The sequence below is a fragment of the Kitasatospora sp. NPDC041917 genome (assembly GCF_055589745.1).
In genome coordinates this window covers 21366-36724 of the sequence record NZ_JBVJBI010000065.1, presented here as the reverse complement: position 1 = coordinate 36724, position 15359 = coordinate 21366, and the positions used below count along the sequence as shown (strand labels likewise).

Sequence of the window (15359 nt, the reverse complement as noted above, 5' to 3'; positions counted from 1 at the left end):
CGTCCTGCTGCGACAGGATCAGCGGCGAAGGCCTCTCACCTCCACTCGAACCACAGCGCCTCACGGCGCACCCACGACCTGAGGCACTCGACCGCCACCATCTCCATCACCGCCGGCGTCCCCCTCGCCGTCGTCTCCAAGACCCTGCGGCACGCCGCCCCGTCCACCACCGCGAACATCTACGACCACCTCATCACCCAGACCGCCCGCGACGCCGTCGACCACGGCCTCACCTCAGCCGACCCCATCGAGCTCCCAAGCCCGCGCTCACACCACTAGAGTTCGCAACCAGAGGGCGGTCGTCACCCCAGCCAGGATGACAATCAGCTCGGCGGGGGCGAGTTCCCGCCGCCTTGGGCTCCTTGTCAGCCCGCACCGCCACGGTCATCGCTCATGACCGCGTTACTCGAACATCAGCTCCGGGACCTCTTGGCGGAACAGCTGGACGTTCTCGAACCAGGACTGACCCTGGTCCGCTGCGAGTTTGCGCTGAGCGACGCGCCGCTCCGTACGAGGGGTTGGATTGACATCCTCGCTCGCGATCGACACGGCCTGTGGGTAAGCATCGAGTTGAAGCGTGCGACGTCCACGTCGCGTAAGGCGTTGCACGAGGTCGCGAAGTACGCTGAGCTGCTCCAGCGTGACAAACAGGTCGCGCCTGACCGCATCCGTGCCCTTATCGTGTCGACCGACTGGCGCGAACTGCTCGCGCCGGTCAGCAACATGGCCCGGGACTGGAACCATGACCTTCGCGGCTACGAACTCCAGGTACATGACGACCGGACACTGAGCGCAGAGCGCGTCGCGCCGCCTCCCTCGTCGCCGGAACAGTGCGTCACGCCGGTGCACGGCATCAGACATACGGGATAATGAGCGCATACAGTCACCAGCACGCAGCGCCGAGCGGTCCCCAGCCCCGCCGTCGAACCGTGAAAACCGTGAGACGAATGTGAGAGGCAGGCCCCAGAGCACGCCGAAGGCCGCTTCCTCGCGAACGAGAAAACGGCCTCTGACCTGCGACTTTGGAGAGAACTCCAGTCGGGACGACAGGATGTGAACCTGCGACCCCTTGACCCCCAGCGGTCGAAAGGTGGTGACGGACAGTCCGCTCAGTCCAGAAACCGTAGGTCAGGGCCTGCCACATCCAGGCCGCATGATGCCTGATGATGGTTCGCGCGAGCACCTGGTGGAGGCACTGGCCCCACACCGCCGAGATCGTGCCCACGCGCCGAAGCAACACCAGTCGCTGCCTGAAGTGGCGCGAGGGGGCCTTCCTGCACGGAGGTGGGGGATCTCCTGGTCAACAGCGCCATCCGGATCGCCGACGCCGTCAACGTCTCCGGCCCTGACGGGCCTGACGTCAGTCTGCTGACGCTCGGTTCCGCCGCCATCGAGCTGGCGTGCCCCAGTTAGTGGGGAACTCAGCGGATGCGCGGACCGCGCTGGTCCTGGTGAACCTGCGGCGGCTGGAGCTGGGCCAGGCACTGTGCCTGGCCCAGGACGAGCCGGCAGGACGGCTTCGGCGGACCGACCTGCACCGATCAGGCGATGAGGTCGAACACCGTCTCGGTCTTCGTGGCAGTCGTGCGGGCACGCAGGTACGCGTTCAGGTTCGCGTCGTACTTCAGGTCGGAGGGGATCACCACCTCGACGGAGAACGCCCCGGTGGCGTCCGTCATGGTGTCGCGCAGGTCGCGTGTCTTGTAGTCTTCCCCGAGGTCGCCCTTGATGATGAAGGACACGCGGACGACCTCGTTGGGCGGGAAGCCCCGGCCGGTGAGGACCGACTTCGTTCCGCCCTGACCGCCGTCCGGGGAGGCACTGATGACCCGCACCACGGTCGGTGTCGGGCTGCCGGCCATCCCACTGGGCAACGGGTTCAGGACCGGCGCGGAGCCCGGACTGCCCGCCGGGGATGCGGTCACCGTGGGGCCCGTCACCGTGACGGTCGGACCGGGCACGGTCACCGTGACGGCCGGCTGCGGCCGGGAGCCGTCGGTCACCTGGGCCTGGGTGTAGAAGCCGCCCGCGAAGCCGGCGCCGAGGGTGACGACCGCGACGGCGGCGGTCACCACAGCGCTCCACCCCTGGAGATCGATCCCGCCGCGACGGACCGGGGCGGCCGTCGGCGCCGGCGGGGCGGTCGGCCGCGACGGTGTCCCGGGGGCGGGCGGCGGCCCGGAAGGACGGCTTGGCATGGACGGCCCGGTCACAGAGTCCCCCTCGTACTGCGGCCCGCTCCGGGCCATGATCGACGGACTCCTGGGTACCACAGGAGTCCGAGGCCTGTCGCGAACAAGGTCCGGGACGACTCGTGCCCGACCGACGGCAAGCCTCCGACTCAGATCACCAGCCGGCCCCGCCCTCGGCCGCATGCAGCGTAGGCACCAGGTCCTCACCGGCGAGCCCGAGGCCCGGGTATGTGCGGACCAAGCCATCGCGTGGCCACCTCGGCCGGGCGGCCGGGCAGGCGGCTCGGACCTCGTCTGATACTGCGCCCTCCGCGCACTCGTGGTCGTAGGCCGCTTCGCCCACCCGCACCGTCTCGACGATGATCACTGTGCGTAGATGATCACGGGTAGCAGGCAGACCCCGACGGGCACACAGACGCGTCCGGGGAGGATCCGCGCGACACCTCCGACACGAGGTCACGAAGTCGGCTGACGTCTTGACAGATTCGAAGACAGTCGCCCAACTGCCCGAAAACATGGCCGGATTGCGTCATAGGGTGTCGAAAAATCGTTGGTCACGATTTGATATCGGTCACTGTGGGTGGTCAATTTCGGGGCCGGAAACGCCCCTTCGGAGGCGCCTCACCCCCCGGATTCAACCACTTCGGGACCACCTGGTCCCCAACTGGTCCCCAAGCGCATACGAACGAATGCTCGCCGAATCTGATGCACCGTCACGGAAAAGGCCGTTGACCTGGGCGTTAACCCGGCCAACGGCCTTCCGACATCACTGTCGGGACGACAGGATTTGAACCTGCGACCCCTTGACCCCCAGTCAAGTGCGCTACCAAGCTGCGCCACGTCCCGTGGTCTCGGCGCCTGCAGCGGGGCCTGGGGGGCTCTGCTGTGGGCTTCTCGACCTTGTCTCCGGTTGTCCCGGCGACGTGGAAAACAATACAGCACGTCGGGGGGTGCTCGCTGCCAGGTTTGGGGGTGGGTGGGTCAGGGGGTGGGGTGGCGGGCGTCGTAGGTGAGGAAGGCGGGGCGGCGGGCGGCGAGGAGGAGGACGGCGGCGACGCAGGCGAGGCCGCCGGTGATCACGGAGGTGGCGGGGTTGGTGAGGGCGGCGACGGTGCCGGACTCGAAGTCGCCGAGGCGGGGGCCGCCGGCCACGACCACGATGAAGATGCCCTGGAGGCGGCCGCGCATCTCGTCCGGGGCCGCGACCTGCATCATCGTGTTGCGGAAGATCATGCTGACGGTGTCGGCGCAGCCGGCGACCGCGAGCAGCAGGAGGCCGAGCCAGAGGTTGTGGAGGGCGCCGAAGGCCGCGATGGCCAGGCCCCAGGCGGCGACGGCGGCGAGGATGGCGGCGCCCTGGCGGTGCACGCGGCCGACCCAGCCGGAGAAGAGCGCGCCGATCAGGGCGCCGACGGCCGGGGCGGAGACCAGCAGGCCGACGGTGCCGGCGTCGCCGCCGTAGAAGGTGACCGCGATGGCCGGGAAGAGGGCGCGCGGCATGCCGAAGACCATGGCGGCCAGGTCGGCGAGGAAGCTGGTTCGCAGGTTGGGCTGGTCGCGCAGGAAGCGGAGGCCGTCCAGGACGGAGGCGCGGCCCTTGCGTTCGCCGAGCGGCCGCATGGCGGGCAGGCGCCACATCGCGTAGAGGGTGCCGGTGAAGGCGACGGTGTCGATCAGGTAGGCGGCCTGGGCGCCGTAGGTGCCGATGAGGACGCCGCCGAGCATCGGGCCGACGGTGAGGCCGAGGTTCATGCTGACGGTGTTCAGGGCGTTCGCCGCCGGGAGTTGGTGGCTGGGCACCAGACGGGGGATCATCGCGGACCGGGCGGGCGAGCTGATCGCGAAGAACCCGGCCTGGGCGGCGACGGCGGCGTACAGGACGGCGACCAGCCCGAGGCCGGCCAGTGCCTGCGCGGCCAGGGCGGCGGAGACGACGGCCAGACCGGCCGAGCCGATCAGGCCCAGCCTGCGCCGGTCGACGGTGTCGGCGATCGCGCCGCCGTAGAGGCCGAAGGCGACCAGTGGGACGAGGGAGAAGATGCCGACCAGGCCGGTCGCGAAGGCGGAGCCGGTCAGTTCGTAGACCTGGACGGAGACGGCGACGGCCGTCATCTGCTGGCCTATGGAGGAGATGGCCTGCCCGGCCCAGACCCGGCGGTAGTCGGGGTGGTCGCGCAGCGGGCTGAGGTCGGCGAACGCCCGCCGGTACCAGGGTGAGCCGGCCGCCGGTCCCGGCCCGGGTCCGCCTCCCGGCCCGGGATCGGGTTCTGACTCGGCGGCGGAGTGCGAGGGGGTGGAGGGGGCCGGGGAGGGCGTGGCCGCCGAGGGGGCCGAGCCGTGCGAGGTGGACGGGGCGGGCGACGAGGACCGGGGCGACGACGGGGACGGCGTGGAATGTTGATTGTTCGACATAGTCCCCCATGCTCCGCTCCGCCCCCGGACGGTCTCCCACCGGGGCCCGTGCCGGGGCCCGCCCGAACCAGGGCCCGCCCGAGCCGGAAGACGCCCGAGCCGGACCGCGGCCCGGGCCCGCCCCGCCCGGCCTCGCCCCGGCCGGGCCGCTACCGGCTCAGCACCTGCCTCTCCCCCGCCTCCACCGCGAAGTCCAGCCGGTTGCCCGGCGGCGGGAAGGGGCAGATGAAGTGGTCCGAGAAGGCGCACGGCGGCAGGTAGGCCCGGTTGAGGTCGAGGACGGTGCGGCCCTCGGCGTCGGGCGCCGGCAGGGTGATGAAGCGGAAGCGGTAGGTGTCGATGCCGCTGGTCGCGTCGGCGATCACGCCGCTGAGCCGCTCGCCCGACCCGCTGACGGTCAGGGTGCGGTGCTCGCCCGCCACGGTGAAGGCGATCTGCCCGGAGACGGCCAGCGGGCGTTCCCGGCCGTCGGCGTTCGGGACGACGACCGACCGCGCGTCGTCGTCCTCGAACGGGGTGAAGACGGCGGGCACGGCCCACTCGGGCGCGTACGGGTAGGCGGAGATGCCGGCGAACGCGACCCGGCGGGGTGCGGCCGGGTCGAAGACCCGCAGGGCCAGCTCGCCCTCGCGCTCGATCGGGACGAGCAGCAGGGCGCCCAGGGTGGCGGTGTCGGCGGCCGGGTCGCTGTCCGGGCGGAGCAGCACCTCGCCGTCCACGGGCGCGCCGGCGCCGGCGACCGTGATGCCGTCGGAGGCCGCGGCCCGGACCCGCACGCCCTCGGCGTCGGCCCACCAGTGCCCGGGCAGGCCGGGGATCTCGGCCGGCTCGGGCTCCAGCCAGTGCGTGCCGGTGAGTGCGAGCTGGCCGTGCTCCGCGCTCACCGACGCCGCCCGGCCGTCGCTCCAGTGCTTCCAGTCCTCCGCGGCTGTCGCCGTCATCGGTCCACCCTCCCGGTCGGTTCGCGGACGGCCCGCCGTTCGGGCCGCCCCTCTCGGTCATCCACAACACCGTCCGCTCGGACGGATCATTCCCGTCGGCCCGGAACCGCCGAAACCGCAACACGGCGGCAACGCGCCGACACGCGGCACAACCCGGGGCACGGAACCGGCCGCACACATCGCCTACCGGTCACCTACCCGTCGCGGCGCTTCAGCGGACGGAACAGTCCCTCCTGCATCACGGACACCACCAGCCGGCCGTGCCGGTCGAAGATCTGTCCGCGCGCGAGGCCGCGCGCGCCGTGCGCGATCGGGGACTCCTGCTGGTACAGCAGCCAGTCGTCCGTCCGGAACGGCTGGTGGAACCACATCGCGTGGTCGAGCGAGGCCATGTCGAAGTTCCGCTCGCCCCACAGCGGCTCGACCGGGGCGCGGACGGCGTCCAGCAGCGTCATGTCGCTGGCGTAGGTGAGGGCGCAGACGTGGATCAGCGGGTCGTCCGGCAGTCGGCCGTTGGTGCGCAGCCAGACGCCGCTGCGCGCCTCGACGCCCTCCAGCTCCTCCTCGGTCCAGCGCAGCCGGTCGACGTAGCGGATGTCGAAGGGCTGGCGGCGGCTGATGAACGGGGGCAGCTCGCCGAGCCGGGAGCCGACCTCGTCCAGGGCGCTGGGCAGGTCCTCGGGGGCGGCGACGGCCGGCATCGGGTACTGGTGCTCGATGCCGCCCTCCTCGGGTCTGTGGAAGTCGGCGGTGAGCGCGAAGATCGACCGGCCACCCTGGATGCCGAGCACCCGGCGGGTGGTGAAGGAGCGGCCGTCGCGGATCCGGTCGACCTGGTAGACGATCGGCACGCCGGGGACCCCGGGGCGCAGGAAGTAGGCGTGCAACGAGTGGACCGGGCGCGCGTCGTCCACCGTGCGCCCTGCCGCGACCAGTGCCTGCCCGGCGACCTGGCCGCCGAACGTCCGTTGCAGCGCCTCCTGGGGACTGCGCCCACGAAAGATGTTGAGTTCGATCTGCTCAAGGTCGAGCAGATCGACCAGGTCGTCGACGGGGGTACCCATGCGCACGCTTCCTCTCCGGACTCCGAATGCATTCTCCAGCTCACTCGAATTCTCCGGCGACCCGGGTCATTCCCGCGCAGCAGTCCGGAACCCCCGGTTCACTCGAACGAGTAGACGAGCGACGGTCCCGCCTCCCGGGGCTACTCCCCCAGGCCCGACTCCCGGACCGTGATGTTGAGCCGCCCGACCATCCCCAACGCCGGATCGGCCGTCCCCGGCAACGTCCGCACCACCCCGTGGTGCGCGAACCGGGCCGGACCACCGAACACGAGCAGGTCCCCGCTGCGCAGTTCCAGGTCGGTCCACGGACGGGTCCTGGTCTCGGCGTTCCCGAGCCGGAAGACGCAGCCGTCGCCCAGCGAGAACGAGACCACCGGCGCGTCCGCCCGCTCGTCGCGGTCCTGGTGGAGCCCCATCTTCGCGCCCTGCGCGTAGTGGTTGACGATCGCGATGTCCGGCTCGTACGACGCCGCGCCCGCGATCTCCCCCAGCGCGGCCCCGTACGCCTCGGCGACGGCCCTGCGGGCCAACTCCCCGAGCGGCGGCGGGAACGGCTTGACGGGCGCACCGTCCTCGGCGACCCGCCGGTACCCGTACGGGTACCAGTGCAGGCCGAGGCTCACCATCCGGACGGACATCATCCCGCCGGTGGGCATCCGCACGGCGTGCAGGCCGGCCGGCGGGCGGGCCCACTCCCGGCAGGCGGCGACCAGGCGTTGCTGAGCGCCGAGGTCCAGCCAGCCGGGCAGCAGGACGGCGCCGGGAGCCGGTTCGGAGCGCTCGCGCCCGTCCGGGCACCCACCCGGGTCACCGAACAGCTCACCCTGGATCACCCCACCATCCTCCCGCACCGCGCCGGCCCACGAACGCCGACGGCCGCTCCCCCGGTCGGCGGGAAGAACCCGCGCGACGGAGAAGCGGCCGTGGAAGCCGTGCACATCGACACATCGGTACGTCAGCACATCCGTACGTCGGTACATCCGTACATCGGTACGTCCGCACGTCCGCACGTCCTGATGTCCGTACGTCGGCACGTCGGTACATCGGTTCGTCAGCACCTCGACAGGTCGGCGCATCGCCGCCCGGTCGGGCACCGGCGCCGTGAAGCCCGGTAGCCGATGCCGGCTACGCACGGGACCTCAGCGCTCGGAGAGACCTCAGATGCTGAGGGTCTGGCCCGGGAGGATCAGGTCCGGGTTGCCACCGATGACCTTGGCGTTGTTCTGGTACAGGTCGTGCCAGTCCAGGCCCTGCGCGGCGGCGATGGAGCTCAGGGTGTCACCGGCCTTGACGGTGTAGTCACCCTTGACGGCCGGCTTGGCGTCGTTCGAGCGGTTCCAGGACTTGGCGCCCTGGTCGGCCTTCGGCGCGGACTTCTGGGCGTCGGCCTTCTGCGCGTCGGCCTTCGGGGCGGCAGCCTTCGGCGCGACGGCGTCGCTCTTCGGCGCGGCCTGGGCCTTGGGGGCGGCCTTCGGGGCCTCGGCCGGCTTGGCGGCCTTCGGGGTCTGCGGGGTCTGCGCCGGCTTGGCGGCGGTCGAACCGGAGGTGGAGCCCGCCGAGGTGTCGACGGCGGCCGGGGCGCCGCCCTTGGTCAGACCGGCCTTGACGGAGCAGACGGGCCAGGCGCCCGGGCCCTGCGAGGCGAGGACCTTCTCGGCGACGGCGATCTGCTGCGCCTTGGTGGCCTGGTTGGCCTGCGGGGCGTAGGCGGTGCCACCGAAGGCGGCCCAGGTGCTGGAGGTGAACTGCAGACCGCCGTAGAAACCGTTGCCGGTGTTGATGGCCCAGTTGCCGCCGCTCTCGCACTGGGCGACGGCGTCCCAGGTGGAGACGGAGGCGGCGGAGGCCGAGGTGGCCGTGACGAGGCCGGCCACCGGCAGGGCCGCGACAGCGGCGCCCGCCACGACCGCCATCCGAACGCGGTTGCGCTTGGTGACGGTGGAGGTGGTGGCAGCGGCGGTCTCGTTACGGAAGGTCATGGGGTTCCTCTCGACAGCCCCGGGCGGACATGCGGAACCAGGCCCTGGAAGGGCCGCGTTCGCTTGCCGCGTCCGTCGGACGGCCGTGCACGTGTCGGACGTGCCGCTGCCGCCCCGGCCACCCAGCCGCTCGCCGACGACCTGTTCGAGCGATCGCGTCGGCGGGCACCTGCCGCACCCGGCGGACCGGGGGGCTGTGCATCGGGGGTGAACCCGGGTGGCGCTCGTTGCGCCGACCAAGAAGCTACGAGCCGGTCGACGGGGAAGCCAAAACTTCAACGATCTGCCCAGGTCAGCCGGGGGTTACCGATGGTAACGACCATGCAATCGTGACCGAAATGTCCGCTTTGGCCATTGATTCCTAGATCAAACATCCGTGCGGCGTGACCCACCTCACTGTTTGATTCCAGCAGTCCCGGCACCGACATCGACAGATTGCGACCACGGGAACACGCCACGCGGTCGGATCAGACGCAATTCCCGTCAGCCTCGACGGGCACCCGTGACGCCTGACACAAGGGCCCGTTGGGCATGGCGACCTCCCTGTGTCCGCCCCGAACCCCCATCCGCACCCATCCGAGGAGACCCTGTGCCGCGCATGCTCGACGTCAGCGACGAGGTCCGGTCCGAGATCGGCGACGACGAGGCCGACCGGCTGCTAGGCGGTGACCGCGCCCCCGACAGCTACGAGTGCACCTCCTGCCGGACCCCCGGCGACACGCACGTGGAGCCCACCAGCACCGTGCTGTTCGTCGGCGAGGAGACCGCCGTCCTCGCCTTCGCGCACGCCCGCTGCATCCCTTCCCAGGTGGTCCCGGTCTCCGAGGAGCAGCTGGTCGGCGCCGTCCGCAGCATCAACCAGTCCCAGCCCGGCGGCCCGGACCCGGCCGTCCCCGCCGCCGCGCCGGGCGCCCCCGCACCAGTCCCCGCCTCCGCCACCGCACCGGCCCCGGCCGCGCCCGGCGGACCCGCCCCGACCCAGCCGGCCGCGCCCGGCCAGGCCGCCATCCTCGGCATCACCTGCGGGCTGGTGCTGCACGGCAAGGTCGGGCACGCCTCGCTGGTGGTCGAGCCGACCGGGCCGGTCGGCCGCCCCGGCAGCACCTCGGGCGAGGACGAGTTCCTCGACCTGCTCCACGACGCCGGCTTCCAGCCCGTCACCGACCTGGACGAGACCCCGGACCAGCTGCCCGGCTGGTCCGTCCTGGTCGCGATGGGCAAGCTGCACGCGGTCCTCCAGCCCGCCGCGGCCGGCGGCAGCACCGGCTGGTGGCAGGCGCACCAGCCGCTCCAGGTCACCGACGCCTGGCGGATGGCCGCGAACCAGCTGTCCGAGGTGACGATGTACGCCGTGCCGGCCGGCATGGTCGGGCGCCAGCCCCGCGAGGACCTGCTGCGCCAGGCGCTGGAGCGGGCGGTGGCACTGGGCCAGGTGGTCGCCGCCTCCCTCCCGCTCGCCGGCACCTGATCCGTCCCGGCGCCCCGTCCCGCCCGGTCCCGCCCCGTACCCGCCGGAATGCGGCCTCCTCCCCCGTGGCCGTCTTCCGGCGGGCGGGCGGGCGCGCGCGCCCAACGCCCCAGCGCCCCAGCGCCCCGATACGCCCAACACCCCGGCGGCACCGCCCGGCCCGTACCCCGGCGCCCCCGTACTCCGCCCGGCGCGCCCTCCCCCTCCACGCTCCGGCGTGTGGGCGCACCCACACCCCGGCGCCCCGCATCCCCCCGCCCCTCTCACTCGTTGGCTCCTACGTGTACAGCTACGACGTCTCCGCAGCCCCCGGCCGGTCCACCACCGCCTCGCGCTCGATCCCGGGCATGCGCCCGTCGTACGACGCCGAGCACCCGCACTCCGCCACGCCGATCTACGACGAGCTGTACTCCGAGTACCGGCGCCTCTTCCGTGCCCTGCCCGGCGACCGCTCGGGGGAGGAGGACCTGAAGTTCACCGGCTTCGCGGTCCGCGACGGCTACCCGGTGCTCGGCGAGCAGCGCCCGTACCCGCCCCAGCAGCAGGCCTTCCACACCCTCGCGGGCCAGGCGCCGGGCCTCCCCCAGTTCATGCCGAGCTCCCAGCACCACGGGTCCGGGCCGACCGGCGGCCACCAGCACGGCCATGCCGGTGCCCAGCAACACGGCCACAGCGGCGCTCACACCGGTACCCACACCGGCACCCACGCCAACACCCACACCGGCAGTCACCACGGAAGTCACACCGGTGATCACAACGGCGCGCACACCGCCGGAAGCCACGTCGGCGGTCACACCGGCGCCCACGCCGCAAGCCTCACCACCGGCCGTCACCACGGCCACCCCGGCAGCCACTCCGGCGGCCACCCCGAGCCCACCACCACCCCCACACCCGCCGGCGACGGCCCGGGCCACGCCACCGCAGCCCCGGCCCAGGAGCAACCCGCCCTCCCCGCCGCCCAGTTCACCAACGGCCAGGGCTGGGTCGCGACCGGCTACCTGGGCTCGTCCCCGCACCCCACGCAGATGCCGGTGCCGGTCCCCGCGCCCCAGCCCCCGGCACCGCCCGCACCCTCCCCGGTGATGGGTACGGTCTCCGGCCTCGCCCCCACCCGGTCCACCGGCGGCCGCCACCGCCAGATGCTCTCGCTGCCCCCTGGTCCCACGGTCGACCACCGCTGACGCCCGCCGGGCCCGCGCCCGAAAACGCCGGAGGGCCCCGCCACCACTGCGGCGAGGCCCTCCGGCCGTCGGTCGGCGGACCGACCACTCCTTCTACCTACTACTACTTCTTCTTGCGCTTCTCCCGGACCCGCACCGAGATCGAGATCGGCGTCCCCACGAACCCGAACTCCTCACGCAGGCGGCGCTCGATGAAGCGCCGGTAACCGGCCTCCAGGAAGCCCGAGGCGAACAGCACGAAGCGCGGCGGACGGATGCCGGCCTGGGTGCCGAACAGGATGCGCGGCTGCTTGCCGCCGCGGATCGGGTGCGGGTGGGCGGCGACCAGCTCGCCGAGGAAGGCGTTCAGGCGCGCGGTCGGGACGCGGGTCTCCCAGCCCTCCAGCGCGCTCTCGACCGCCGGGACGAGCTTCTCCATGTGCCGACCGGTCTTGGCCGAGACGTTGACCCGCGGGGCCCACTGCACCTGGACGAGGTCGCGCTCGATCTCGCGCTCCAGGTAGTAGCGGCGCTCCTCGTCCAGCTGGTCCCACTTGTTGTAGGCGATGACGACGGCGCGCCCGGCCTCGACGGCCATCGAGATGATCCGGGTGTCCTGCTCGGCGAGGGTCTCGCTGGCATCGATCAGGACGACCGCGACCTCGGCCTTCTCCAGCGCGGAGGAGGTGCGCAGCGAGGCGTAGAAGTCGGCGCCGGCGGTCAGGTGGACCCGGCGGCGGATGCCGGCGGTGTCCACGAACTTCCAGGTCTTGCCGCCGAGCTCGATCATCTCGTCGACCGGGTCACGGGTGGTGCCGGCCAGCTCGTTGACGACGACGCGCTCCTCGCCGGCGACCTTGTTCAGCAGGCTGGACTTGCCGACGTTGGGCCGGCCGATCAGCGCGATGCGGCGCGGGCCGCCGGGGGCGGCGTCGCCGAAGGTCTGCGGCGGGGCCTCGGGCAGCGCGTCCATGACGGCGTCCAGCAGGTCGCCGGAGCCGCGGCCGTGCAGGGCCGAGACCGGGAACGGCTCGCCCAGGCCGAGCGACCAGAGGTAGGCGGCCTCGGCCTCGGTGGAGGGGCCGTCGACCTTGTTGGCGCACAGGACGGTCGGCTTGCCCGCCCGGCGGATGAGCTTGATCAGGGCCTCGTCGGTGTCGGTGGCGCCGACGGTGGCGTCCACCACGAACAGCACCGCGTCGGCCTGCTCGATGCCCAGCTCGGCCTGGGCGGCCACCATGGCGTCGATGCCGAGGACGTCGATCTCCCAGCCGCCGGTGTCGACCACCTTGAAGCGGCGGCCGTTCCAGCTGGCCTCGTAGGTGACCCGGTCGCGGGTGACGCCCGGCTTGTCCTCGACGACGGCCTCGCGGCGGCCGATGATGCGGTTCACCAGGGTCGACTTGCCGACATTCGGGCGGCCGACGACGGCCAGCACCGGCAGTCGGACGTGCTCGGCACCGTCCACGGCGTCGAAGCCGTCGAGGTCGAAGCCCTCTTCGGCGGCGAGTGCCATGAACTCGGCGTAGTCGGCGGCGTCCAGCTCACCGTGGCCGGTGGCGGCGTGCTCTGCGGTCATGTTCGTCTGTTCCGTTTCCCGGCCCGGCCCTTCCCAGGGGCGTGCCGTGCGTACCTGCCCCTCTCGGGGCAGCGCGATGGTTGTCTCCGCGGCACCTCGACGGCCCGCGGTTCACTTCGGTCGTTGGTCGGCCCGAGTGCGCTCGGACCGGTCATGATCGGACCGGCGGCCGCCGGTCAGACCGCGGACAGTCCGGCCCGCTCCTCCACCAGCCCGGCGATCCGGTCGATCACCTGCTCCAGGGTGAGGTCGCTGGTGTCGACCAGGACCGCGTCCGCGGCCTGGGCCAGCGGGGCCGTCTTCCGGGAGGAGTCGGCGGCGTCGCGGCGGGCGAGGTCGGCGGCCATCGCGGTGATGGTCGCCTCCTCCACGCCCTTGGCGCGCAGCTCGGCCGCCCGGCGCGCGGCCCGGGCCTGCTCGGAGGCGGTCAGGAAGACCTTGACGGTGGCGTCCGGGAACACCACGGTCCCCATGTCCCGGCCCTCGGCGACGATGCCGCGCTCGGCGACCTCGGCGCAGCCGCGCTGCAGCTCCACCAGCCGGGACCGTACGGCGGGGACCGCGGACACGGCGCTGACCTTGGCGGTCACCTCGGGGCCGCGGATCGGGCCCGACACGTCCTGGCCGTCCACCGTGATGGTGGGGCCGTCGGCGTCGGTGCCCGAGACGATCACCGGCTTGCCGCACGCGACGGCCACCGCCTCCGGGTCGTCGACATCGACCTCGTTGACCAGCATCCACCAGGTCATCGCCCGGTACATGGCGCCGGTGTCCAGGAAGCTCAGGCCCAGCCGGGCGGCGACCGCCCGCGAGACGGTCGACTTGCCGGAGCCGGAGGGTCCGTCGATGGCGACGACGACCGGGGCGTGCGCTCGGTCGGCAGTGTCCACGGGGCGAACCTCTCTCGAAGCATGGGAGCCGGAGCCTGGGCAGGCGGACGGCCGGGGATTGTCTCCCTCAAGGTTAATGGACCGCCGCCGTGACACTCTCCGCCGCTGTCCGGCCCGACCGGTCGAGACGGGCCGGGCGGTCGAGACGGACCGGGCGGCGTGAACCGGTCGACCTCGGCCAGTCGACACGGATTGGTCGGTAAAGACTAATCGATACCGACCGTTCGACTCGGACCAGTCGAACTCCCAGCATGCCGGTACGCCGGTACCCCGTGTACTGGTACACGGGGTACACCCGGTACACCCGGTATACCGGGCACAGGCCGGGCCGCTCGCCGGGGAACGTCAGTCCCGGACGCTCCAGCCGCTCGCCCGCAGCGCCTTGGTCAGCCGCTTCACCGCCGTCGGCGCGACCGACAGCTGGACGAAGCCGACCTGCTGCCCGGTCGAGTGCTCGATGACGACGTCCTCGATGTTGACCCCGGCGTCGCCGACCTCCCCGAACAGCCGGCCCAGCTCGCCCGGCTGGTCGCCCAGCACGACCGCCACGGTCTCGTACCGGGTGGGCGGCGCCCCGTGCTTGCCGGGGATCCGGGCCTGACCGGTGTTGCCGCGCCGCATGACGGCCTCGATCCCGGCCGCTCCGGCCTGGCGCTCGTCCTCCTCGACGGCTTCCATGGCGCGCAGCGCGGTGACCGTCTCGGCGAGGTCGCGGGCGACCCCCTCCAGGACGTCGGCGACCGCGCCCGCGTTGGCGGAGAGGATGTCGACCCACATGCCGGGGTTGGAGGCGGCGATCCTGGTGACGTCGCGCACGCCCTGACCGGACAGCCTTATGGCGGTCTCGTCGGCGTTCTCCAGCCGGGCCGCGACCAGCGAGGAGACCAGCTGCGGGGCGTGCGAGACCAGGGCGACCGCCCGGTCGTGCTCGGCGGCGTCCATCACGATCGGCACCGCGCCGCAGAGTGCGACCAGCTCCAGCGCGGCGTTGAGCGTCTCGGTGTCGGTGTCCGCGGTCGGGGTGAGCACCCAGGGGCGGCCCTCGAAGATGTCGGCGCGGGCGGCCAGCGGGCCGGACCTCTCACGGCCGGCCATCGGGTGACTACCGATGTAGTGGACGGTGTCGCAGCCGAGCTCGGCGATCTCGCCGCTCGGGCCGGCCTTCACACTGGCGACGTCGGTGTACCAGTGCGCCAGGTTGCGGCGCTGGCAGTCGGCGAGCACCTTGCCGACCAGCGCGGGCGGGACGGCGATGATCGCCAGGTCCACCGGGCCGTCGACCGGGTCGGTGATGCCCGCGCCGAGCGACTCGGCGGTACGGGCCGCGTCCGGGTCGGCGTCCTCCAGATGGACGGTCAGCCCGCGAGCGGTCAGCGCGAGCGCGGCGGAGGTGCCGATCAGTCCGGTGCCGACGACGACGGCAGTGCGCATGGCGGGTCGCTCTCCTCATCACGAATCTCGACAGGTGCCGGGACCGTTCGGGAGCACCCGCGCCCCATCCTCCCTCATCCACCCCGCCGAAGTCCCCACCCACTGCCCGGCAACCCGCACGGCAGCCCCGGCAGCTTCCGGCACCGGCAACCGCCACGGACCCGCCCCCGTCCCACACAGTGCGCACGTCGGACCCGGAAATCCTGCGACGCCCGCCCCGAAGCGGGGCAGACTGGCCGCCCG

General features: G+C 72.4%; 14 protein-coding genes and 1 tRNA gene. 5 read left to right on the top strand and 10 right to left on the bottom strand.

Annotated features, from left to right (window positions below; translation table 11 throughout):
• From ACZ6EM_RS38520 to ACZ6EM_RS38510, 3 genes are all read left to right on the top strand, one after another.
• On the top strand, positions 1 to 279 hold a 279-nt coding region (locus ACZ6EM_RS38520), incomplete at its 5' end, for a tyrosine-type recombinase/integrase (RefSeq protein ID WP_465774497.1).
• A 114-nt stretch (positions 280 to 393) separates the two neighbouring features.
• The gene (locus ACZ6EM_RS38515) at positions 394 to 870 is read left to right on the top strand and encodes an endonuclease NucS domain-containing protein (RefSeq protein ID WP_401054146.1); all 477 of its coding nucleotides are present in this window, start codon (positions 394 to 396) and stop codon (positions 868 to 870) included.
• A 414-nt stretch (positions 871 to 1284) separates the two neighbouring features.
• Positions 1285 to 1413, top strand: coding sequence for a hypothetical protein (locus tag ACZ6EM_RS38510; protein WP_465774496.1), 129 nt, complete (start codon positions 1285 to 1287; stop codon positions 1411 to 1413).
• A 128-nt stretch (positions 1414 to 1541) separates the two neighbouring features.
• Here ACZ6EM_RS38510 and ACZ6EM_RS38505 read toward each other — a convergent pair whose 3' ends face one another.
• From ACZ6EM_RS38505 to ACZ6EM_RS38475, 7 genes are all read right to left on the bottom strand, one after another.
• Positions 1542 to 2072 (bottom strand): hypothetical protein, encoded by a 531-nt coding sequence (locus ACZ6EM_RS38505; RefSeq protein ID WP_452179673.1) that lies wholly within the window; start codon positions 2070 to 2072, stop codon positions 1542 to 1544.
• An 892-nt stretch (positions 2073 to 2964) separates the two neighbouring features.
• A tRNA-Pro gene (locus ACZ6EM_RS38500) sits at positions 2965 to 3038 on the bottom strand.
• A gap of 135 nt (positions 3039 to 3173) precedes the next feature.
• On the bottom strand, positions 3174 to 4604 hold the full coding sequence (locus ACZ6EM_RS38495; protein WP_452179672.1) for an MFS transporter: 1431 nt from the start codon (positions 4602 to 4604) through the stop codon (positions 3174 to 3176).
• Positions 4605 to 4753: 149 nt separating this feature from the next.
• The gene (locus ACZ6EM_RS38490; protein ID WP_401052213.1) at positions 4754 to 5545 is read right to left on the bottom strand and encodes a DUF1684 domain-containing protein; all 792 of its coding nucleotides are present in this window, start codon (positions 5543 to 5545) and stop codon (positions 4754 to 4756) included.
• Positions 5546 to 5739: 194 nt separating this feature from the next.
• Positions 5740 to 6609, bottom strand: coding sequence for an acyl-CoA thioesterase (locus ACZ6EM_RS38485; RefSeq protein ID WP_465774495.1), 870 nt, complete (start codon positions 6607 to 6609; stop codon positions 5740 to 5742).
• A gap of 140 nt (positions 6610 to 6749) precedes the next feature.
• On the bottom strand, positions 6750 to 7439 hold the full coding sequence (locus ACZ6EM_RS38480; RefSeq protein WP_465774498.1) for an alpha-ketoglutarate-dependent dioxygenase AlkB family protein: 690 nt from the start codon (positions 7437 to 7439) through the stop codon (positions 6750 to 6752).
• A gap of 327 nt (positions 7440 to 7766) precedes the next feature.
• Entirely contained in the window at positions 7767 to 8588 is an 822-nt protein-coding gene (locus ACZ6EM_RS38475; RefSeq protein WP_465774494.1) for a transglycosylase family protein, read from the bottom strand.
• A gap of 589 nt (positions 8589 to 9177) precedes the next feature.
• On the opposite strand from ACZ6EM_RS38475, the gene ACZ6EM_RS38470 reads away from it, so the two are divergent.
• Complete coding sequence (locus ACZ6EM_RS38470; protein ID WP_465774493.1) at positions 9178 to 10056, top strand: hypothetical protein; 879 nt, start codon at positions 9178 to 9180, stop codon at positions 10054 to 10056.
• Positions 10057 to 10337: 281 nt separating this feature from the next.
• Complete coding sequence (locus tag ACZ6EM_RS38465) at positions 10338 to 11237, top strand: hypothetical protein (RefSeq protein WP_465774492.1); 900 nt, start codon at positions 10338 to 10340, stop codon at positions 11235 to 11237.
• Positions 11238 to 11340: 103 nt separating this feature from the next.
• On the opposite strand, the gene der is transcribed toward ACZ6EM_RS38465, so the two are convergent.
• From der to ACZ6EM_RS38450, 3 genes are all read right to left on the bottom strand, one after another.
• Positions 11341 to 12795, bottom strand: a complete 1455-nt coding sequence (gene der / locus ACZ6EM_RS38460) for a ribosome biogenesis GTPase Der (RefSeq protein ID WP_401054988.1) — start codon at positions 12793 to 12795, stop codon at positions 11341 to 11343.
• A 176-nt stretch (positions 12796 to 12971) separates the two neighbouring features.
• A complete protein-coding gene (gene cmk, locus ACZ6EM_RS38455) occupies positions 12972 to 13685 on the bottom strand; it encodes a (d)CMP kinase (protein ID WP_401054989.1) in 714 nt (237 codons plus the stop codon).
• Between the two features lie 345 nt (positions 13686 to 14030).
• The gene (locus ACZ6EM_RS38450) at positions 14031 to 15116 is read right to left on the bottom strand and encodes a prephenate dehydrogenase (RefSeq protein WP_380546829.1); all 1086 of its coding nucleotides are present in this window, start codon (positions 15114 to 15116) and stop codon (positions 14031 to 14033) included.
• Positions 15117 to 15359: the final 243 nt, after the last annotated feature.

Excerpts from the sequence above, each read along its gene's own strand:
- ACZ6EM_RS38515 (WP_401054146.1), top strand. The coding sequence starts at position 394 with ATGACCGCGTTACTCGAACATCAGCTCCGGGACCTCTTGGCGGAACAG.
- ACZ6EM_RS38495 (WP_452179672.1), bottom strand. The coding sequence starts at position 4,604 with ATGTCGAACAATCAACATTCCACGCCGTCCCCGTCGTCGCCCCGGTCC.
- ACZ6EM_RS38490 (WP_401052213.1), bottom strand. The coding sequence starts at position 5,545 with ATGACGGCGACAGCCGCGGAGGACTGGAAGCACTGGAGCGACGGCCGG.
- ACZ6EM_RS38485 (WP_465774495.1), bottom strand. The coding sequence starts at position 6,609 with ATGGGTACCCCCGTCGACGACCTGGTCGATCTGCTCGACCTTGAGCAG.
- ACZ6EM_RS38475 (WP_465774494.1), bottom strand. The coding sequence starts at position 8,588 with ATGACCTTCCGTAACGAGACCGCCGCTGCCACCACCTCCACCGTCACC.
- der (WP_401054988.1), bottom strand. The coding sequence starts at position 12,795 with ATGACCGCAGAGCACGCCGCCACCGGCCACGGTGAGCTGGACGCCGCC.
- ACZ6EM_RS38450 (WP_380546829.1), bottom strand. The coding sequence starts at position 15,116 with ATGCGCACTGCCGTCGTCGTCGGCACCGGACTGATCGGCACCTCCGCC.